This is a genomic window from Streptomyces endocoffeicus (assembly GCF_016741935.1).
GTDB lineage: Bacteria > Actinomycetota > Actinomycetes > Streptomycetales > Streptomycetaceae > Streptomyces > Streptomyces endocoffeicus.
The window spans coordinates 1,237,123-1,258,291 of record NZ_JAERRG010000001.1; the positions used below are offsets into that span (position 1 = coordinate 1,237,123).

Below are 21,169 nucleotides of genomic sequence, written 5' to 3' on the forward strand. Positions count from 1 at the left end.
GCGGTGAAGGGAGGAGAGCGAGAACCATGACCGAACCCACACACGGAATCGTTCTGGGCGGAGGCTGGGCGGGAATGCTGGCCGCCCATGTGCTGGCCCGCCATGTGGAGCGCGTCACCGTCGTGGAGCGCGATGTGCTGCCGGACGGCCCCCGGCACCGCAAGGGATCGCCGCAGGGACGCCATGTCCATGTGCTGTGGTCCAGCGGCGCGCGCATCGTGGACACGCTGCTGCCGGGCATGATCGACCAACTGCTGGACGCGGGCGCCCGCCGGATCGGTTTCCATCAGGACCTGGTGACCTTGACGTCCCACGGCTGGCAGCACCGCTTTCCGCCGCGGCAGTACGCCCTGATGTGCACCCGCCCGTTCCTGGACTGGAAGGTCCGCGACCGCGTGCTCGCCACCGGGCGGATCACCGTGCGTCAGCGCTCCGAGATCCTCGATCTGATCGGCGACGCCAAACGGGTCACCGGGGTCCGGGTGCGCGATATGGACACCGGGGCGGGCGAAACCCTGGAGGCCGATCTGGTGGTCGACTCCTCCGGGCGCGGTTCCCGGCTCCGGCACTGGCTGTCGGCGCTGGAGGTGCCGCCGCTGGAGGAGGACATCGTCGACGCGGGCATCGCGTACGCCACCCGTGTGTACCAGGGTCCACCGGGCGCCGCGGCCGGATTCCCCGCCGTCAACGTGGCCGCCGACCACCGGCTGCGCGAGCCGGGCCGGTTCGGGGTGGTGTATCCGCAGGAGGACGGCACCTGGATGGTGACCCTGTCGTGCACCCGGGGCGCCGGACTGCCCACCCACGACGACGAGTTCCTGCCCTACGCGCGGACACTGCGCCATCCGCTGGTCGCCGATCTCATCGCGCTCGCGAAGCCGCTGACCTCGGTGGCCGTCTCGCGGGTCGGCGCCAACCGGCGGCTGTATCCGGAGCGTCTCGACATCTGGCCGGAGGGGCTGCTGGTGCTCGGGGACGCGCTGGCCGCGTTCAACCCGATCTACGGCCATGGCATGAGCTCGGCGGCCCGCGCGGCCGCCGCGCTGGACACCGAGCTCCAGCGGTCCGGGATCGCGGGGGGAACGACACACCGGGCCCAGCAGGCGATCAGCGCCACCGTGGACGACCCCTGGGTCATGGCCGCGTCCAAGGACGTGGAGTACGTCAACTGCCGGATGAACACGACGGATCCACGGCTGACGGGCGGGGCCGTGGCGCGGCAGCGCTTCTCCGATCTGATCGCCGACCGGTCGATCCGCTCCTCGGCGGTGTGTGATGTGGTGACCGATGTCATCAGCCTCACCGCCCCGCAGTCCGAGCTGGCGTCCAGCCGCTTCCTGTCGCTGATGCAGAAGGACCGGGTCCTCCCGGAGCTCACCGAGCCGCCGCTGACCGCCGATGAGCTGGCTCTGGTGGATCTGAGCCCGCGCAGCACAGTGGGTGCGGGCGGCTCATGAGCAACGAGGAAAAGCTCGTCGACTATCTGAAGTGGACCACGTCCGAGCTCCACGAGACCCGGCAGCGGCTGCGGGAGGTCCAGGAGGGCCTCGAGGAGCCGATCGCCATCGTCGGCATGGCCTGCCGCTTTCCCGGCGGGGTGCGCACCCCGGCCCAGCTGTGGGACCTGGTGGCCGACGGGCGGGACGCCGTCTCCAGCTTCCCCACCGACCGGGGCTGGGACCTGGAGAACCTCTACCACCCCGATCCGGAGAACCACGGCACCTCGTATGTGCGGGCCGGTGGCTTCATCTATGACGCGGCCGACTTCGACGCGGAGTTCTTCGACATCGGCGCCAGGGAGGCGGCGGCCGTCGAACCGCAGCAGCGGATGCTGCTGGAGCTGGCGTGGGAGGCGACGGAGAGCGCGGGCATCGATCCGCACACCCTGCGGGGCAGCCGGACCGGCGTCTACACGGGGGTGATGTACCACGACTACGCCTCGCGTCTGGACGAGATCCCCGAGGGTCTGCTGGGCCACGTCGGCAACGGCAACGCGGGCAGTGTGTCCTCGGGCCGGGTGGCGTTCACCCTCGGTCTGCGGGGCGCGGCGGTCAGCCTGGACACCGCGTGTTCGTCCTCGCTGGTGGCGATGCATCTGGCGGCCGGGGCGCTGAGGCGGCGCGAGTGCACACTGGCGCTGGCCGGTGGCGCCGCCATCATGTACACCGCGAGCGTGTTCCAAGTGGCCTCCAGCCAGCGCCAGTTGTCCCCCGATGTCCGGTGCCGGTCGTTCGCGGACGCCGCCGACGGCATGGTGTACGGGGAGGGCGCCGGTCTGCTGCTGCTGGAGCGGCTGTCCGACGCACGGCGCAACGGCCATCCGGTGCTGGCCATGATCCGCGGCTCGGCCATCAACCAGGACGGTGCCAGTACGGGCATGGCCGCGCCCAACGGCCCCGCCCAGCAGCAGCTGATCCGCGACGCCCTGGCGAACGCCCGGCTGTCCACGGGGGACGTGGACGCGGTGGAGGCGCATGGCACGGGTACCGCGTTCGGCGACTCCATCGAGCTCCAGGCGCTGCTCGCCACGTACGGACAGGACCGGCCGGACGACCGGCCGCTGCTGCTGGGGTCCATCAAGTCGAACATCGGTCATACGCAGGCCGCCGCCGGAATGGCCGGCGTGATCAAGATGGTGATGGCGATGCGCCGGGGCGTGCTGCCACGCTCGCTCCACATCGACCGGCCGACCCGGCTGGTGCACTGGCGCAAGGGCGCGGTGCGGCTGCTGACCGAGCGGATGGACTGGCCGCGGGTGGACCGGCCACGGCGGGCCGGTGTGTCCTCGTTCAGCGCCAGCGGCACCAACGCCCATGTGATTCTGGAGGAGTTCGCCGAACCGGTGGAGGGCGCCGCCGACGAGGCCGGCGCCCGCGACCCGGGAGTGGTGCCGTGGGTGCTGTCCGCGCGGGGCGCGGCGGCGCTGCGCGACCAGGCCGATGCGCTGGCGGCGCATGTGGCCGCTCCCGGGCCGTCCCCCACAAACGTCGGTTGGTCGCTGGTGGCCACGCGGTCGGTGTTCGACCACCGGGCGGTCGTGGTCGGCCGGGGGCCGGACGAGCTGAGGGCGGGGCTGGCCGCGCTGGCGGCCGGTGAGCCGCATCCCTCGGTGGTGGGGCCCGAAGTGGCCCGTAACGGCGCGGCGGCCTCGGCGAGCGGGACGGTGTTCGCCTTCGGTGGCGAGGGCGGTCATCCGCCGGGGACGGGAGCCGAGTTGTACGACCGGTTCCCCGTCTTCGCCACGGCCCTCGACGAGGTCGGTGAGCTGCTCGGGACGGAGGGGGAACACGACGCGTCCTCCCGGACCGGGCTGTTCGCCCTCTACATCGCGCTGGCCCGGCTGCTGGCCTCGGTGGGGGTGCGCCCCGGCGCGGTGGTGGGCTGCGGGGTCGGTGAGATCGCGGCGGCGCACATCACCGGTGCCCTCGATCTCGCCCACGCGTGTCGGCTGGTGGCCGCCGGCGCCGATCCGGGCGCGGTGGAGTACGAGCGGCCGCCCATGCCCTCGCTCGACGAGGCCGGTGCGGTGTGGGAGCTGGGGCCGGCGGCGATGCTGCCCTCCGCCCCGGCGGCGCTGGTGCTGTCACCCTTCCGCGGCGAGGGGTCCGAGGTGCGGGAGCTGATGTGCGGCCTGGCCCGTACGCACACCATGGGCGCCACCGTGGACTGGGCCACCGTGTTCGCCGGCGACCCCGCTCCCCGCACCGTCGCACTGCCCACCTACGCCTTTCAGCGGCAGCGCTTCTGGCTGGAGGACGAGGCGCCGGCGGATGCCGTGCCCACGGTGGAGACCTGGGCGGAGGCCGAGTTCTGGGATGCCGTGGAACGTACCGACACGGCGGCCCTGACCCGGGCGCTCGAGGTGCCCGCCGACCGGCGAGAGGCGCTCGCGGAGATCCTGCCCGCCCTGGCCACCTGGCGGCGGCAGCGGGAGTGGCGCTACCGCATCGCCTGGAAGCCCCTCCCCGACCCGCCGGCACCACGGCTGACCGGCACCTGGCTGGTCGTGACGTCCGGCGACGGCGGGGACGACGCCACGGTGGCCGCCGTGACCACCGCGCTGCGCGACCATGGCGCGGAGACCGTCGTGTTCGCTCCGGACACCACACCGGGGGACGACGAGGCGCCGGCCCGGCGGATGGCCGAGGCCGTCGCCGGGCGGCCGGTCGCGGGGGTCCTCTCGCTGCTGGCCCTGGAAGCCGCTCGGCCCCCGGCCGACGACGGGCGGAGCCCGGCGCTCGCCCCGACGGTGGAGTTGTTCGAGACGCTGCGGCGGGCCGGGGTCGAGGCGCCGGTGTGGCCGGCCACCCGCGGTGGCGTCAGCGTCGACGTGGGCGATCCGATGTCCCGTCCGGAGCAGGCCGGGTTCTGGGGCCTGGGCGGCGCGCTGGCGATGGAGCGTCCACGCTGGTGGGGCGGGCTGGTCGAGCTGCCGGACAGGTTCGACGACCGCGCGGGGCGGCGGCTCGCGGGGGTGCTGGCCGGGGCGTACGGCGAAGTGGAAGTGGCCGTACGGGGCGACAGCTGCTTCGCCCGGCGCCTGGTGCGCGACGTCCCCACGGCCCTCACCACCCGGGCCCGACGGCTCCGGGGAACGGTCCTCATCACGGGCGCCGGCACCGCCCTGGGCGCCCACACCGCCCGCTGGGCGGCCGAGGACGGCGCCGAACACCTGCTGCTCATCGACAACACCGTGCCACCGGCCGCCGAGCTGGCGGCCGAGCTCGGCGCCTCCGGCGTACGGACGTCCGTGGCCACCGTCGACGTGGCGGACCCGGAGGCGCTGGCCACGGCCGTCGCGGGCATTCCCGCGGAGTTCCCGCTGACGGCCGTCCTGCATCTCACGGCGCCCCTGGCCGCGGAGGCGGGGCAGCTGGAGGTGGCGCGGATCGAGCGTGAGTGGGCGGCCACGGTGGCGGGCGCGGTGAACCTCTGCGCCCTCGGCAGCCACCATGAGCTGTCGGCCTTGGTGCTCGGATGCTCGATCGTGGGCGTCCTGCCCGGTCCGGGTCTGGGCAACCAGGCACCGGCGCACGCCTATCTGGGCGCGCTCGCCCAGGAGTGCCGGGCAAGGGGCGTACCGGCGACCTCGGTGTGCTGGGGCTCGGTCGACGACCCCGACACGGCCGTCGGCGCCGCCAAGCAGCTGCGCGCCAACGGGCTGCCCGCACTCCCCCAGCGCTCGGCCGCCGCCCTGCTGCGGCAGGCGGTCATGGCGGACACGGCGTCCGTGGTCATCGCGGACATCGACTGGGCCTGGATGACCGGACACGTCTCCGAGCCGGGAACGCATCGGCTCTTCGATGACGTCTCCGGCCCTTCGAGCACGCCGCATACGCACCGCGGTCGGTGACCGACGCCGACCGGCCCCAACCAGGCGGGAGTACCCATGAACGCACACACCAAGGTCAACAACCACACCCCCGGCGACAGCACCGAAGCTCAAGGAGACGGATCGGCGATGCAGACGGAGAAGAGCGAGACCGCACTCGACGGGGCGGCGCTGCACCAGGCGCTCGCCATCGCCACGGCCGAGGAGCGCGAGGACATCCTGCGGGAGACCGTACGGACGCAGCTCGCCGACGTCCTGGCACCCACCACGGTGGACGACGACAGCAACTTCCTGGAGAACGGGCTCACTTCGCTGACCGCTCTCGAGCTCACCCGCAATCTGATGACGCTCACCGACGTGGAGATCCCCCTCGTCGCCATCCTGGAGTACCCCACCCCCACCCAGCTCGGCCACTACCTCGCCGAGGCGTACGCCGCGGTCAACTCCGGTGACGGCGCCACGGCCTAGTCCGGCCCGCACCCCCACGGGGCACAACGCCGCGCGGGAGGGGGATCGGCCCCCTCCCGCGCGGCGTTTTCGATGGTGCGGGGCAGGTGTGTCAGAAGGCGCACTCCACATGCTTGATGGCCTCGACGAAGCTGGCCACCAGCCGCCGGGGCTTCCCCACCGTGCGGATCTCCGGCAGCCGGCTGAACAGCTCGCGGAAGAGCACCGTGACCTCCATCCGGGCGAGATGGGCCCCCAGGCAGAAGTGCGGGCCGACCGACCCGAAGGTCATATGGGGATTGGGGTCCCGGGTGATGTCGAACTCGTAGGGGTCGGGGAAGACGTCCTCGTCCCGGTTGGCCGACCAGTAGAAGAGCAGCAGCTTGTCGCCCTCCTTGAAGCGGTGGCCGTTCACCTCGCAGTCGCGCCGGACGGTGCGCCGCATCCAGTTGATGGGGGTCGCGACCCGCAGAATCTCCTCGACCGCGCCCGGCGCGTAGGTCTCGAAGTCGGAGAGCAGCAGCTTCCGCTGCTCCGGGTGGTCGCTGAGCAGCACCAGACCGCGCGAGATGGCGTTGCGGGTCGTCTCCATTCCGGCGACGACGAGCAGGATGAAGAACGACGAGAGCTCTTCGGGGCTGAGCCGCTCACCGTCGATCTGCGCCTGCACCAGCCGGGTGATCAGATCGCCCGTGGGGTTGCGGGTGCGGTCGGCGGCGAGCCGTGCGATGTAGTCGGCGAGTTCATGGGAGGTCTTCAGCAGGGCGGCGGTGGCCTGATCGGCTCGGGGAACATATTCGGGGTCGAAGGTGCCGACGATGATATTGGACCGGTCGTAAATGAACTCGTAGTCGTCGTCGGGAATCCCCATCATGCCGCTGAGCACGGCGATCGGCATGATCGCCGCGACCTTCCGGACGAAGTCGCCGGGCCCTTCCGCGATGAGGTCGTCGACAATCTTCCGGGCCGCCTTGTGGGATGCCGCCTCGAACTCGGCGGCCATTCCCCGGCCGAACGCGCGGGAGACCAGCCGGCGCATCCGGGCGTGCTGGGGATTGTCCATATTGATCATCGATCCGAAGAAGTTGTTGAACTCCTCCGGCAGATCGATGATGCTGATCGCGGTGGGCACGGAACCGAAGTCCTGCGGGCGCCGGCTCACCTCGGCGATATCGGCATGCCGGACCATCGCGTAATAGCCGGACCCCTGCCCGAACCCGGGCATGACCGGCTCGCGGAAGAGAACGGGCTCCGGCCGTCCGCGCAGCGCCGCGAAGGCGGCGTCGCGGTCGCCGTACGGCCGTGCCCAGAAGGACAAGTCGGTGAGGTCGATGTTGTCGATATGGGCGAACCTGGATTCCGGGGGATACACGGCGCCTCACTTCGGCTCGGAGTCTACGGTCGGCAAGGGAGGTGGATCGGCATGAGAGTATGAATCGCCCGGCCATCCAGCATCTCGCCGCCCGCTAAAGCGCCGCTAATTCGCGCAGACCTCACATCCCCAGCGGTCGAATCGGATTGGACGGTCCGGCTAGAATTCCGCCATGGATCTTTCCGTGCCCGTAACCGACGATGTGAAATTGCATTTCCGGCACCGGCCGGGAACGGCGTCGCTTCCCTTTCTCCTGGTCCACGGCATGGCGTCGAGCGCCCGGCTGTGGGACGAGGTCGCCGACCATCTGGCCGCCGCGGGCCATGCGGTGTACGCGGTGGATCTGCGCGGCCACGGGGACTCCGACGCACCGGAGACCGGATACGACATCCCGACCGCGGTCGCGGATCTGGTGGCGGCGTCCGCCGCCCTCGGGCTGGACCGGGCGGTGGTGGCCGGTCACTCCTGGGGCGGCAATATCTCGGTGCGGCTGTCCGCCGAGCACCCCGAGCTGGTCGCCGCGCTGGCCCTGGTGGACGGCGGCTGGCTGGAGCCGGCCAAGGCGTTCTCCTCCTGGGACGCGTTCGTCGGGGCGCTGCGGCCGGCGTCCTTGGAGGGCGCCACCGTGCGGAGCGTGAGCGACTACTTCCGCGCCATCCACCCGGACTGGTCCCCGGCGGCGATCGAGGCCGCGGTGGCCACGATGCGGGAGAACCCGGACGGGTCGCTGTCCCGGCGCATGTCCACCGAGCAGCACATGTCGATCCTGCACAGCATCTGGAACGAGCCGCCGAGGCCGTGGTACGCGGCCATCGACGTGCCCACCCTGCTGATGCCCGCCATCCCCAAGGGCGCGGACGCGAAGTGGGCGGACCGCATCCGCTCCCGGATCAGGGAGACCACGGCCGATCTGCGCCATGCGACGATGCGTGAGTATCTCGACTCCGAGCACGATCTGCACGCCCAGCACCCCCGGCGGGTGGCCGACGATCTGCTCGACCTGGCGCGTGGCCTCCGGCCGGTCGGCACCGCTCGCTGACCGGCACGGCACCCCCACCACCGACGGCTAAGCGCTCCGCAGGGTCTCGGCCCGCCTCTCGATCGCCGAGATCAGCGCCCCGACCATGGCCTCGTAGATCTGCTCGTCCGTCACCTCGGCGAGTTCGGCGGTCAGGCGGGTGATGTTCGGGAATGCCCGCGGGTCGACCAGCCGGTACTCGCGGGTCCAGGCGGACTCGTCGGCCGCGCGGGCCTCCGCGTCGAACAGGAGATAGGCGGCCTGCTGTCCGACATAGGCGAGGAGTGAGTCCGCGACCATGCGGTAGTGGCGGGCCGCCTCGGCGCCCTCGAGTCCGGCCTCCATGACGGCGCCGAGGATGAGTTCGACGACCCGGAACTCGTTGGGCCGCCGGGTGGTCCGGCTCGCCATGGCCGAGCCCACCACCGGGTATTTGAGGGCGACGGCCAGCGAGCCGTCGGCGAGCGCCCGGATGCGCCCCTTCCAGTCGAGGCCCTCGGGGATGCTGTCGAGCACCTCGCCGAGCGTGCGGTCCGCGACGGACAGCAGCAGCTCGTCCTTGTCGCGAAAGTGCCGGTAGATCGCGGTCGGGTCCGCACCGAGCTCCTCGCCCAGGCGCCGGACGGTGAAGGCGTCCTCGCTACCGCGGGCCGCGATGCGCAGGCTCGCGTCGATGATCGCGTCGGGCGTCAGCTGACTGCCTGCGCGCTTGCTCCGGGCCGTGTTGGCGGGTGACTTCGGCATGGTGCGGCCAGTGTATCGATCCAGGAAGCGATCAGCGCAATACCGTTGACAACAGCGTTGCGCTGCCGTTCACTCCTCCACAACAACAAGCCAGCGGGGTCAGCCCGCCGAGCCGGAGGTTGCTTCGATGGCACAGCGCAGCCAACAGGCCGACACCGTTTTCGTGGGTGGCCGGGTCTTCACCGGAGCCGGAACAACGCCCATCCCGGTGGACGCCGCCGTCGCCGTAGCGGGAGGCCGGATCCTCGCCGTCGCCGACGCGAGCACGGTGTGGTCGCTCGCCGGGGCCAGCACGGAAGTCGTCGACCTGGAGGGCGGACTGCTCGTCCCCGGGTTCCAGGACGCCCATGTCCATCCCGTGGTGGGCGGGTCCTTGATGCTCGGCTGCGACCTGGGCGAGCGGAGCACCGCCGAGGGCTGTCTCGCGGTGGTGGCCCAGTACGCCAAGGACCATCCGGACGCGGCCTGGATCCGCGGTGGCGGCTGGTCCATGGACAGCTTCCCCGGGGGTACGCCGACGCGCGGCATGCTCGACGCGGTGGTGCCGGACCGGCCCGTCCTGCTCACCAACCGGGACGGCCACGGCGCCTGGGCCAACACCCGCGCACTCGACCTCGCGGGGGTCGACCGCCACACCCCCGACCCGGCGGACGGCCGGATCGAGCGGGAGCCGGACGGGACCCCGGCGGGCACCCTGCACGAGGGCGCCGTGGAACTGGTGGCCCGCCATATGCCGGTCGCGACACCGGACGAGGCGTACGCCGGGCTGCTCGCCGCGCAGGAGTACCTCTTCTCGCTGGGGGTGACCGGCTGGCAGGACGCCATGATCGGCGCCTTCCCCGGCAACCCCGACAACTTCGATGTCTATCTGCGCGCGGCCCGTGAGGGCTCGCTGCTCGCCCGCGTCGTCGGCGCCCTGTGGTGGGACCGCGAACGCGGCCTGGAACAACTTCCCGAGCTGGAGGAGCGCCGCCGCACCGGACAGGTGGGCCGCTTCAACGCCACCAGCGTGAAGATCATGCAGGACGGCGTGGCGGAGAACTTCACCGCGGGAATGCTGGAGCCCTACCTCGACGGCTGTGGCTGCCCCACCGCCAACTCCGGGCTCAGTTTCGTCGAACCCGCGCTGCTCACCGAGGCGGTGTGCGCGCTCGACCGCTCCGGCTTCCAAGTCCACTTCCACGCGCTCGGCGACCGCGCCGTCCGTGAGGCCCTCGACGCGCTCGCCGCGGCCCGCACCGCCAATGGCGTCAATGACAACCGGCACCACATGGCCCACCTCCAGGTCGTCCACCCCGACGACATCGGACGCTTCGCGAGCCTGGAGGTGGCCGCGAACATCCAGGCGCTGTGGGCCGCGCACGAACCGCAGATGGACGAGCTGACGATCCCGTTCCTGGGCCCCGAGCGGGCCGCCCTGCAGTACCCGTTCGGGGATCTGCGGCGCGCCGGGGCCCGCCTGGTCGCGGGCAGCGACTGGTCGGTGAGCAGCCCCAACCCGCTGTGGGGCATCCATGTCGCGGTCAACCGCACGGTGCCCCCGGAGGAGAACCCCGAAGCGCCGTACGCGCCGTTCTACCCCGAGCAGGCCCTGTCCCTGGCCGATGCGCTCACCGCGTACACCGCGGGCAGCGCCTGGGTGAACCACCTCGACGACGTGACCGGCACGATCGAGGAAGGCAAGTACGCGGATCTCGTGGTACTCGACCGCGACCCGTTCGCGGGTCCCTCCCAGGAGATCGCCGACGCCCGGGTGCGCCGGACCTATATCGACGGCCGGCTCGTCTTCGCCGCGACCGACTGACGTATCCCCGCTACTTCACCGAGCCCACCCCGGACGGAGCCAGACGATGCCCACAGGGAGCGCAGGAACGAGACGACGGACACGACCATCGCGGCGCACCGTGGGGACCTTCCTCGCGGTGGCCACGGTGCTCACCACCGGTGCGTGCAGCGGCACCGCGCACTCGGACAAGAGCGGCAGCACGGGTGCCGCGTACCAACTCACGCACCGGACTCCCGCCGCCGCAGGGGCACTTGACTCCTTCAGCTGGTCGATCTACGCCGAGCCCACCTCGATCGACTACGCCTACGCCTTCGACTACCCGCCCAACCAGATCCTCTCCAACGTCTGCGAGAGCCTGCTGCGCTGGAACCCGGATCTGACGACATCGCCGAACCTCGCGTCCTCGTACCGCAATCCGACGCCCACCACCTGGGTCTACAAGATCCGCCCCCATGTGCGCTTCCACGACGGGACGGTGCTCACCGCCCACGACGTCGTCGCCTCACTGCGCCGCCACCTCGACCCCGCCGTGGGCAGCGCCTGGGCCAACGCGTTCCGCAATGTGAAGTCGATCGACCAGACCGGTGCGCTGGAGGTCACCGTCAGGCTGAAGAAGCCGGACTCGACCTTCAACCAGGAGATGGCGGCCAGCCCCGGCACCGTCGAGTCCGCCGCCACCCTCGCCAAGGCGGGCAAGGACTACGGCAGCCCCAAGGGCGGTGTGAACTGCACCGGGCCGTTCTCGTTCGGGTCCTGGAACCCGGGCCAGTCGCTCGTGCTCAAGAAGTTCGACGGCTACTGGAACCCCAAGCTCAGGGCCAAGGCGGGCCAGGTCAAGTTCGTGTTCCTGAGTGATGCGACGACCCGCGTCAGCGCCTTCCAGAGCGGTGAGGTGGACGGCGGCTGGATGGTCCCCACCGACTCCTACGCCCAACTCGGTTCGTCCCAGGCGGGAAAGCTCTACTTCGGCCGCAACACCACTGTCGCCGACGAGGTGGTCGGCGATCTCAAGGGCCCGCTGGGCGACACCCGGGTGCGCAGGGCCCTGATGATGGCCATCGATCGCGAGGGCATCGTCAAGGCGGGCGCCGGCGGAGTCGGTGAGGTCGCCGACTCGCTGGTCACCGACAACATGTGGAACAAAGCGCCCGCCGCGACCCGCAAGGCCCTCCTCAAGGACGTGCCGCGCTACCCGTACGACCCGGCCAGGGCCAAGAAGCTCGCGAAGCGGGCCGGAGTGCGGGGCCAGCGCATCGTCATCGCGTCCAGCCCGCTCGACTCGCAGTCGACGATCACCACACAGGCGGTCGCCCAGGCGGCCAAGGACATCGGGCTCGACCCCAAGATCGACACGCTCCCCCCGGAGAAGTACTCGACGCTCTTCACCGACCCCGCCGCCCGCAAGGGCATCGACCTGTTCCTCACCTTCTGGTACACGTCGATCACCGATCCGCTGGACATGTACACCTCCCTGGAGACCGGCGCGTCCACCAACTACGGGGGCTGGTCGAACAAGGACTTCGACAAGGCCGTCGAGCAGGCCATCGGCACCTACGAACCGGCCGCGCACGCGGAAGCCAACGCGAAGGCGCAGCGGATCGCCCTGCGGGAACTGCCCTGGCTGCCCCTGCTCACGCAGCCCGTGAGCGTCTTCCTCGGCAACCGGATCACCGGCGTCCAGCCGTCGATCGCCTACCTGTACTACCCGTGGGCGGCCGAGATCGGAGCCAAGCGATGAACCGCACGGCGACACGGGCGCTCGAGGGTCTGCGCAGACTGGCCGGGATGGCCACGACCCTCCTGGTCACCTCGTTCCTGGTGTTCTCCTCGCTGTACCTGGCGCCCGGCGACCCGGCGAGCTTCCTGGTGCGCGGCCGCAGCGCGAGCCCGCAGGAACTCGCCGAGATCCGCCACCAGTACGGGTTCGACCAGCCGTTCCTGGTCCGGTACGGGCACTGGCTGGACCAGGTGCTGCACGGCGACTTCGGCCGGTCCTACATCTTCCACCAGGACGTCAGCTCGGTCATCTGGTCGCGCCTGCCGGCCACGCTGCTGTTGGTCGGGGTGTCGGCACTGCTGATCGCGGTGGTGGGCATCGCGGCGGGCATGGTCGGCGCGCTGCGCCGCGGCACCCGGACCGACTCCGTGCTGATGCTTCTGGTGACGGTGGGGGCCGCCGCGCCCGCCTTCGTCGTCGCAGTGCTGTTGAGGTCGCAGTTCGGGGTGCGGCTCGGCTGGTTCCCGACGATCGGCAATGGCACCGGCGTACTCGACCGGCTGCATCATGTCGTGCTTCCGGCGGTGGCCCTGTCGGTGACGTTCATGGCGCTGGTGACCAGGGTGACCCGGTCGGCGATGCTGGAGGAGCTGGGCCGTGAGCACGTCGAGGTCTCGGTGAGCCGTGGCACACCACGGTGGACCGTGATCCGGTGTCATGTGCTGCGCAACGCGCTCGGACCGATCGTCACCGTCTCCGCGCTCCTGATCTCGGGAATGCTGGTGAGCACCTCGATCGTGGAGACCGCGTTCGGGATGTCGGGCGTGGGATCGCTGCTCGTGCAGTCGGTCAACCAGATGGACTTCCAGGTGGTGCAGGCGATCGTGCTGCTCGTGGTGGCCGCGTTCGTCGTGGTCAACGCCCTGGTGGACGTGGTACACCCGCTGATCGATCCGCGGGTGGCGGCAGCGGGGAGCGCACGATGAGCGTACAGATCCCAGGCGTGATGCGCGGTCCGGTCGCCCGGCTGCGGTCCTTGGGCGGCGGGTGGCTGCAGAACCTGTGCCTGCTTTTTCTGGTCCTGTTCGTCCTGGTCTCGGTGTTCGCGCCGTGGCTCGCGCCGCAGGATCCGACCTACGGCGACCTCCGCTCGGGGCTCGTGGGCCCGAGCGCCGGGCATTGGCTGGGCACGGACCAGGGTGGGCACGATACGTTCTCGGCCCTCGTCGAAGGGAGCCGTACGAGCCTGGTCGGGCCGCTCACGGTGGTGCTGTTCTCCACCGTCACGGGCATCGCCGTCGGGCTGTTCACGGCCTGGCGGGGCGGCTGGGTCGACACCGTGATCGGGCGGCTGATCGACGTCCTGTTCGCCTTCCCCGCGCTGCTCGTCGCGATCCTCGCGGTGGCGGTCTTCGGCAAGGGGATGACCGCACCGGTGATCGCCATGTCCCTCGCGTACATGCCGTACACCGCCCGGCTGGTGCGCGGCCTCGCCTTGCAGGAGCAGGCCAGGCCCTACATCGCCGCCTACCGTGTGCAAGGGCACTCCGGGATGTTCGTGGCGGTGCGCCGACTGCTGCCGAACATCGGCCCGACCGTGCTCGCCCAGTCGACCGTCAACTTCGGCTACGCGCTGCTCGACCTCGCCGCCCTGTCCTTCCTGGGCCTTGGCGTTCAGCCGCCGACACCCGACTGGGGCGCGATGATCAACCAGAGTCAGGCCGCGGTGCTGCAGGGGCAGCCGCTGTCGTCGATCGTGCCCGCAGTCGCGGTCGTCCTGGTCGTCGTCGCCTTCAACGTGGTCGGAGAGAACTTCGGCGACCGGCTCGCGGGAAGGGATTCCTGATGGCACTGCTCGAGTACGAGGCCCTGAGCATCGCCCTGCCCGGCATGGCCCGCTCGGTTCTCGACGGCGTCGATCTGACCGTGGCCGCAGGTGAGATCGTCGCCCTGGTCGGTGAATCCGGCTCCGGGAAGTCGGTCACCGCCCGCGCCGCCCTCGGCCTGTTCCCGGCGGGGGCCGACGTCGAAGGCCATGTCCGGGTCGATGGGACGGACCTGGTGAGTGCCGACGCCACCGGCCTGCGGACCATCCGTACGGCCAAGGCGTCGATGATCTTCCAGGACCCCCGGGCGGGCATCAACCCCGTGCGCCGCATCGGGGACTTCCTCACCGAGTCGCTGCGCGTCAGCCACGGCTGGGCCAAGGACCGTGCGAAGGCACGGGCCGCCGAACTGCTCGCCGCGGTCGGCCTCCCGGACCCCGCCCGGCACCTGACCCAGTATCCGCACCAGCTCTCCGGTGGCATGCTCCAACGCGTCATGATCGCCGGAGCGCTCACCACCGAACCCCGGCTGCTGCTGTGCGACGAACCGACCACCGCCCTCGACGTCAGTACCCAGGCCGAGATCATGGCCATCCTGGGGCGGCTGCAACGCGAACGCGACCTGGGCCTGCTCCTCATCACCCACGACATCGAACTCGCGGCCGCCGCCTGCGACCGCGTCTACGTGATGTACGCCGGGCGGATCGTGGAGACGGCCCCCACCGCCGAACTCTTCGCCGCGCCTCGCCACCCCTACACCGCGGGCCTGCTCGGCTCGTCCCCTCCCCTGTCGGCGCCGGACGGCCCGCCCGCCCGGCTGACTCCGATCCCCGGGGCCCCGATGGGTCTGCTCGACTCCGCCCCCGGCTGCTCGTTCGCGGCCCGCTGCCGCTTCGCCCGGCCCGGCGTCTGCGACCAGTCACCACCGCCCCTGGAGCGGCACGGCACGGCCCAGGTCGCCTGCCACCGCGCCGACGACCTCACCTCCGCACCCGACGCGCTCGCCGCGACGGCGCCCGCTCCCAACTCACCCCACCTGGAGGACGGTTGACCAGCGAGACGGACACGCTGCTCCAAGTGAGCGGTCTGCGCAAGACCTACCGGACGGGAAGGGCGGAGGTCGTCGCGGTCGACGACCTGTCGTTCTCCGTACGGGCCGGCGGCGCGCTCGGCATCGTAGGAGAGTCGGGCTCCGGCAAGACGACCACGGCCCGGATGCTGATCGGCCTCGAACGCCCCGACGCGGGACGGATCCTGGTCCAGGGCGAGCCGCTGACCGCGACCGTACGCGGCAAGGCGGCCCGCCTCGCCCGAGCCAAGGCGGTCCAGATCGTCTTCCAGGACCCATACCTCTCGCTGGACGCGCGCATCAGCATCGGCGCGACCATCGACGGGGTGCTGTGCCTGCACGGCATGACGGACCGGGCGGACCGGGCCACCCGCACCAGGGAGCTGCTCGCCCAGGTCGGCCTCGGCGAGCGCGAGGCGGCCGCGCTCCCCCGCAAGCTCTCCGGGGGGCAGCGCCAACGGGCCGCGATCGCACGGGCGTTGGCCGTCGAACCCGGCGTGCTCGTGCTCGACGAGGCGGTGTCGGCCCTTGACGTATCCGTACAGGCGCAGGTGCTCAACCTCCTGTGGGACATCCGCCGCGACACCGGTATCGGCCTGGTCTTCGTCAGCCACGACCTGGCCGTCGTGCGATACGTGTGCGACGAGGCGCTCGTTCTGTACCGGGGCCGCACGATGGAACACCGCCCCGTCGCGGACCTCCTCACCGACCCCGGACACCCCTACACACAGCTTCTGCTGGCGTCCGTTCCCCGACCGGGCTGGGACCCCGACTCGATCAGCAGCCGACGCCGGGAGCACAGCGGTTGACGCACCGGCGGTCGCGGGCCCGGGGCCCGCGACCGCCGGTCAGACCCCGAGCTCGCGGTCGATGAGGGCGAACACCTCATCGGCGGTGGCCGCCGCCAGATCCTGCTCGCCCGCGGGCTCATCGGCCTCCTGCGCGGTGGCGGTGTACTTCCACACCAGGGCCTGCAACCGGTTCACCAGACCGGCGCGGCGCGGGTCACCGGTCGGCAGCCCGGCCAGTGCCGCCTCGACCTCGTCGAGGTGTCCGGACACCGGATGCGCCGCGTCGGCCTCCCCCGGGTCCACCTCGGTGAGCAGGTGGCCCGCCAGCGTGCGGGGGGTCGGATAGTCGAAGACCACCGTGGTCGGCAGGCTCAGCCCCGTGCCGGCGCGCAGCCGGTTCCTGAGCTCCACGGCCGCGATGGAGTCGAACCCCAGCTCCTTGAACGGGCGGTCCGGCTCGACCGCCTCCGGCGCCGGATAGTGCAGTACGGCCGCCACCTGGGCGCGTACCAGCGCCAGCAGCCGCTCGACCCGCTCGTCCCCGGGCAGGGCGGCCAGCTCCCGCCGCAGCGCCGACGCCTCGTCGGTGCCGGTGTCCGCCTCGGATCCCCGCGCGGCCTCGATGGCCTGGCGGGCGGCCGGGACACCGTCGAAGAGCCTGCTGGGACGGGCGAGGGTGAACAGCGGCGCGAAGCGCTCCCATGCCACATCGGCGACGGTGACGCCCGGATCGTCGTGGTCGAGGACCTGGCGCAGTGCGGTCAGCGCCGGCCCGGGGTCCAGCGGGGACAGGCCCTGCCGCCGGGAGCGCTCGGTGTGCGAGACCGTCGTCGCGTCCGCTGCCTCACCGCCGTACGGCAGGTCCCACAGCCCCCACGCGATCGAGACGGTGGACCGGCCGTCGGCCCGGTCGCGCCGGGCCAGCGCGTCGAGGCAGGCGGTGGCGGCCGCGTAGGAGCCGTGGTCCTTGCTGCCCCAGGACGCGGCGACGGTGGAGAAGTAGACCACCGTGTCCTCGGCGCCCATGCCGCAGAGTTCGTCCAGGTGGCGCCCGGTGTCGTCCAGATGGGCGCGGATCTCCTCGGCCAGCCGCCGCGGGGTGAGCTCCATCAGCGGGGCCAGCTCGCCGGAGGCCGAGGTGTGGATGATGGTCCCGATCCGACCGTCGGCCTCCGCCACGCGCTCGACCAGGCGCGCGGTGCCTTCCCGGTCGGCGGGCGCGTGGTCGGCCACGGTGAGTCCGGTGCCGAGCGCGTCCAGTTCGGCCTTCAGCTCCACGGCGCCGGGGGCATCGCCGCCTCCCGGGCACAGCATCACGATGTGTTCCGCCCCGTCGGCGGCCAGGTGGCGGGCGACATGGGCGGCGGGCCCGTCGGCGGTTCCGGTGATGAGCACGGTGCCCCGGGGCTGCCAGGCGCGCCGCGGGGCCCGGCCGCCGATCGGGTCGGGGACGAGCCGGCGGCCGTACGCACCGGCGGGGCGCAGCGCCACTTCGTCCTCGCCCGAGGCACCGGTGAGCAGGGCACGCAGCCGCTCCGCGGCGAGGGTGTCGGGGCTCTTGGGCAGGTCCACCAACCCGCCCCATCGGTCCGGGTGTTCGAGGGCGGCCACCCGGCCGAGCCCCCACAGCTGGGCCTGGTCGGGAGCGTCCAGGGGGTCGGAGTCGTCGATGGCGACCGCACCGCGGGTGGCGCACCACAGGGGCGCGGTGACGGCGGCGTCCACCAGCGCCTGGAGCAGGGTGAGCGTTCCGGTCAGGCCGGGGGCCACGCCGGGGAGCGGTGACGGCGCCTCGTCGTCCAGGGCCAGGAGCGACAGGACGCCCGTCGGTGGCGGCTCCTCGGCGCACCGGGAGCGCAGCGACTCGGCGAGCCCCTCGCGGTCAGTGTCCTCGGCCACCTCCAGCCGCCGCACCCGGCCGCCGTCCGCGCCCAGCGCCCGTACGCACACGTCGGTCCAGGCATGGGGGGCCTTCGGGTGGACCACGAGCCAGGAGCCCCCGGCAGCGGGAGCGCCATCGGTGACGGGCCGCCACTCGACGCGGTAGCGCCAGGAGTCCGCGGCGGAGCGCTCACGCCGGGCGCGGCGCCATGTCGAGAGCGCGGGGAGCACGGTGCCCAGCGAGGTCCGGTGGCCGGTGTCGTCCGGGAGGCTCAGCGTCTCGGAGAGCGCGCTCAGGTCCTCTCCCTCCACCGCGGCCCAGAACCGGGACTCCTCCTCGTCCGCCGGGGCCCGCGTGTCGAAGGACACGGAGTCGGCCAGCCAGTACCGCTCCCGCTGGAAGGCGTAGGTGGGCAGGTCTACGGTGCGCGGGGCGGTGGGGCCGGTGGGGTGGAGGGTGGTCCAGTCGACCGCGACACCCGCCGTGAAGGCGAGCGCGAGGGACTCGATCAGCCGCGCCGGGCCGCCGTGGTCGCGCCGGAGCGTGGGCACGGTGACCGCGTCGGCCCCGGCTTCCTCGAAGCTCTCCTGCATGCCGACGGTCAGTACGGGATGGGTGCTGCTCTCGATGAACACACGGTGGCCATCGGCCAGCAGCGCCCGGACGGTGTCGGCGAACCGCACCGGTTCCCGGAGGTTGGTCACCCAGTAACCGGTGTCCAGGGCTGTGGTGTCGATCCGGCCGGCGGTGACCGTGGAGTAGAACGCCACCGTGGACGGGACCGGCCGGACTCCGGCCAGGGCCTGCGTCAGCTCGTCGGCGATCTCGTCCACCTGGGGGCTGTGCGAGGCGTAGTCCACCTCGATCGGGCGGGCCCGGTCGCCCGCCTCCTGACACGCCGCCACGACGTGCGCCACCTGCTCGGGCGGCCCGGAAATCACCGTGGACGAGGGGCCGTTGACGGCCGCCACGCCCACGGCCGCCGTCTGATCGCCCAGCCCGGCCAGCAGCTTCCCGGCCCGCTCACGGCTCACTCCCAGGGAGGCCATCGCCCCGCCACCGGCCAGCCGCCGCAACGCCTTGCTGCGCAGCGCCACGACCCTGGCACCGTCCTCCAGCGACAGGGCCCCGGCCACCACGGCCGCCGCGATCTCGCCCTGACTGTGCCCGATCACCGCCGCTGGACGTACGCCGTGGCCTGCCCACACCGCGGCGAGCGACACCATCACGGCCCACAGGACGGGCTGTACGACGTCGACACGGCCCAGGTGGCCCGCCCCGTCGGCGCCGCGCAGCACATCGGTGAGGGACCAGTCGACGTACGGCGCCAGGGCACGCTCGCACTCCGCCACGCGGGCGGCGAACACGGGTGAGGCATCGAGCAGTTCGGCGCCCATGCCCGCCCACTGCGAGCCCTGGCCGGGGAACACCAGCACCGGGCCCAGGTCCCCGGCCACGGCGGCGCCACCGGGGTGGACCAGGGCCGGGTGCGTCCCGCCGGTGGCCAGCGCCTCCACGGCCGCCATCAGCTCCTCGCGGGTCTCGCCCACGGCCACGGCCCGGTGGTCGAACACCGAGCGGGTGGTGACGAGCGACCAGCTCACCTCGGCGGTGGACGGCCCCGAGTCGGCGGCCATCCGCCGGGCGAGCGCGGCGGCCTGCGCCCGCAGGGCCCGGCCGCTACGGGCGGACAGCACCCAGGGCGCCACCGCCGTCGCCACCGCCTGAGACTCACGGTCGGCGGGCTCCTCCGGATCGGCCTCCTCCTGCCCGGCAGGGGGACTCGGCTCGGGGGCCTGCTCCAGGATCAGATGGGCATTGGTGCCGCTGATCCCGAACGAGGACACCCCGGCCCTGCGGCAGCGCTCGCCCTTGGGCCACGCCACCGGTTCGGTCAGCAGCCGTACCCCGCCGCCTTCCCACTCCACATGCGAGGTCGGCTCATCGATGTGCAGGGTCACCGGCAGCGTCTCGTGGCGGAGCGCCATCACCATCTTGATCACACCGGCCACACCGGCGGCCGCCTGGGCATGGCCGATGTTCGACTTGAGCGACCCCAGCCACAGGGGCCGTTCACCGGGCCGGTCCCGGCCGTAGGTGGCCAGCAGCGCGTGTGCCTCGATCGGGTCGCCGAGGGAGGTGCCCGTGCCATGGGCCTCCACCGCGTCGACCTGATCGGCGGCGAGCCGTGCGTTGTCCAGCGCCTGCCGGATCACCCGTTCCTGCGATACGTCGTTGGGCGCGGTGAGGCCGTTGCTGGCACCGTCCTGGTTGACGGCCGAGCCCCGGATCAGGGCCAGCACCCGATGTCCGTTGCGCCGCGCGTCCGACAGCCGCTCCAGCAGCACCAGGCCGACGCCCTCGGAGAAGCCCGTGCCGTCCGCGGCCGCCGCGAAGGACTTGCAGCGGCCGTCCGGCGCCAGCCCGCGCTGCCGGGAGAACTCGGCGAACGCGGTCGGTGTGGTGAGCGCGGTGACCCCGCCCGCGAGCGCCAGATCGCATTCGCCCTGGCGCAGTGCCTGACTCGCCAGATGCATGGCCACCAGCGACGACGAACACGCCGTGTCCACCGTCACCGCCGGGCCCTCAAGACCGAAGGTGTACGCCACCCGGCCGGAGACCACACTGGTGAGGCTGCCGGTGGTGGCATAGCCCTCGAAGCCCTCGGGGACCTGGGGCATCCGGGACAGATAGTCCTGGCTGGACACGCCCGCGTACACACCGGTCCGGCTGCCCTTCGCCGTCACCGGGTCGACACCCGCGCGCTCGAACAGCTCCCAGGCCACCTCCAGCAGCAATCGCTGCTGCGGATCCATCGCCAGGGCCTCGCGCGGGCTGATCCCGAAGAACTCCGCGTCGAAGCGGTCGGCGCCGTCCAGGAACCCGCCGTGCCGGACATAGCTGGTGCCGGGGTGGTCGGGGTCCGGGTGGTAGAGGCCCTCCAGATCCCAGCCGCGGTCGGTGGGGAACGCGGTGATGCCGTCGCCACCGGAGGCCACCAGCTCCCACAGCTCCTCGGGGCAGCCCACACCACCGGGGTAGCGGCAGGCCATGCTCACGATGGCCACCGGCTCCTGGGACCGCTCCTCCATCTCGCGCAGCCGCTGACGGGCCTGCCCGAGATCCACCGTGACCCGCTTCAGATACTGGCGGAGTTTCTCTTCCGTACCCGACATCAGTCCTCA

At 72.0% G+C, this 21,169-nt stretch carries 13 protein-coding genes; 10 read left to right on the plus strand and 3 right to left on the minus strand.

Annotation, left to right across the window (positions count from 1 at the left end):
- Window positions 1-26 precede the first annotated feature (26 nt).
- From JK364_RS04790 to JK364_RS04800, 3 genes are read left to right on the plus strand one after another with little or no spacing between them, the layout of a single operon-like run.
- Entirely contained in the window at window positions 27-1,457 is a 1,431-nt protein-coding gene (locus JK364_RS04790) for an NAD(P)/FAD-dependent oxidoreductase (RefSeq protein ID WP_201847783.1), read from the plus strand.
- A complete protein-coding gene (locus JK364_RS04795; protein WP_201847785.1) occupies window positions 1,454-5,353 on the plus strand; it encodes a type I polyketide synthase in 3,900 nt (1,299 codons plus the stop codon). Before JK364_RS04790 ends, JK364_RS04795 begins: the two co-directional genes overlap by 4 nt.
- A gap of 36 nt (window positions 5,354-5,389) precedes the next feature.
- Window positions 5,390-5,800: an acyl carrier protein gene (locus JK364_RS04800; RefSeq protein WP_201847787.1), complete on the plus strand. Its 411-nt coding sequence runs from the start codon at window positions 5,390-5,392 to the stop codon at window positions 5,798-5,800.
- 91 nt (window positions 5,801-5,891) lie between these two features.
- Here JK364_RS04800 and JK364_RS04805 read toward each other — a convergent pair whose 3' ends face one another.
- On the minus strand, window positions 5,892-7,151 hold the full coding sequence (locus JK364_RS04805) for a cytochrome P450 (RefSeq protein WP_201847789.1): 1,260 nt from the start codon (window positions 7,149-7,151) through the stop codon (window positions 5,892-5,894).
- A gap of 172 nt (window positions 7,152-7,323) precedes the next feature.
- Here JK364_RS04805 and JK364_RS04810 point away from each other — a divergent pair, with 172 nt between their 5' ends.
- A complete protein-coding gene (locus JK364_RS04810; protein ID WP_201847791.1) occupies window positions 7,324-8,190 on the plus strand; it encodes an alpha/beta fold hydrolase in 867 nt (288 codons plus the stop codon).
- A 27-nt stretch (window positions 8,191-8,217) separates the two neighbouring features.
- Here JK364_RS04810 and JK364_RS04815 read toward each other — a convergent pair whose 3' ends face one another.
- Window positions 8,218-8,913, minus strand: coding sequence for a TetR/AcrR family transcriptional regulator (locus tag JK364_RS04815; protein ID WP_201847793.1), 696 nt, complete (start codon window positions 8,911-8,913; stop codon window positions 8,218-8,220).
- A 127-nt stretch (window positions 8,914-9,040) separates the two neighbouring features.
- Here JK364_RS04815 and JK364_RS04820 point away from each other — a divergent pair, with 127 nt between their 5' ends.
- The 6 genes from JK364_RS04820 (at window position 9,041) to JK364_RS04845 (ending at window position 16,120) form a co-directional block, all read left to right on the plus strand.
- Window positions 9,041-10,717 carry an amidohydrolase gene (locus tag JK364_RS04820; RefSeq protein WP_201847795.1) on the plus strand — a complete coding sequence of 559 codons (1,677 nt, stop codon included), beginning with the start codon at window positions 9,041-9,043 and terminating at the stop codon, window positions 10,715-10,717.
- Window positions 10,718-10,817: 100 nt separating this feature from the next.
- Window positions 10,818-12,437: an ABC transporter substrate-binding protein gene (locus JK364_RS04825; RefSeq protein WP_307841156.1), complete on the plus strand. Its 1,620-nt coding sequence runs from the start codon at window positions 10,818-10,820 to the stop codon at window positions 12,435-12,437.
- On the plus strand, window positions 12,434-13,402 hold the full coding sequence (locus JK364_RS04830; protein ID WP_201847798.1) for an ABC transporter permease: 969 nt from the start codon (window positions 12,434-12,436) through the stop codon (window positions 13,400-13,402). Before JK364_RS04825 ends, JK364_RS04830 begins: the two co-directional genes overlap by 4 nt.
- Window positions 13,399-14,262: an ABC transporter permease gene (locus JK364_RS04835; RefSeq protein WP_201847800.1), complete on the plus strand. Its 864-nt coding sequence runs from the start codon at window positions 13,399-13,401 to the stop codon at window positions 14,260-14,262. The genes JK364_RS04830 and JK364_RS04835 overlap by 4 nt, the downstream gene beginning before the upstream one ends.
- The gene (locus JK364_RS04840) at window positions 14,262-15,293 is read left to right on the plus strand and encodes an ABC transporter ATP-binding protein (protein WP_201847802.1); all 1,032 of its coding nucleotides are present in this window, start codon (window positions 14,262-14,264) and stop codon (window positions 15,291-15,293) included. Before JK364_RS04835 ends, JK364_RS04840 begins: the two co-directional genes overlap by 1 nt.
- Complete coding sequence (locus JK364_RS04845; RefSeq protein ID WP_201847804.1) at window positions 15,290-16,120, plus strand: ATP-binding cassette domain-containing protein; 831 nt, start codon at window positions 15,290-15,292, stop codon at window positions 16,118-16,120. The genes JK364_RS04840 and JK364_RS04845 overlap by 4 nt, the downstream gene beginning before the upstream one ends.
- A gap of 39 nt (window positions 16,121-16,159) precedes the next feature.
- Here the strand turns inward: JK364_RS04845 and JK364_RS04850 are convergent, their stop codons facing one another.
- Entirely contained in the window at window positions 16,160-21,160 is a 5,001-nt protein-coding gene (locus tag JK364_RS04850) for a type I polyketide synthase (protein WP_201847806.1), read from the minus strand.
- Between the last annotated feature and the right edge of the window lie 9 nt (window positions 21,161-21,169).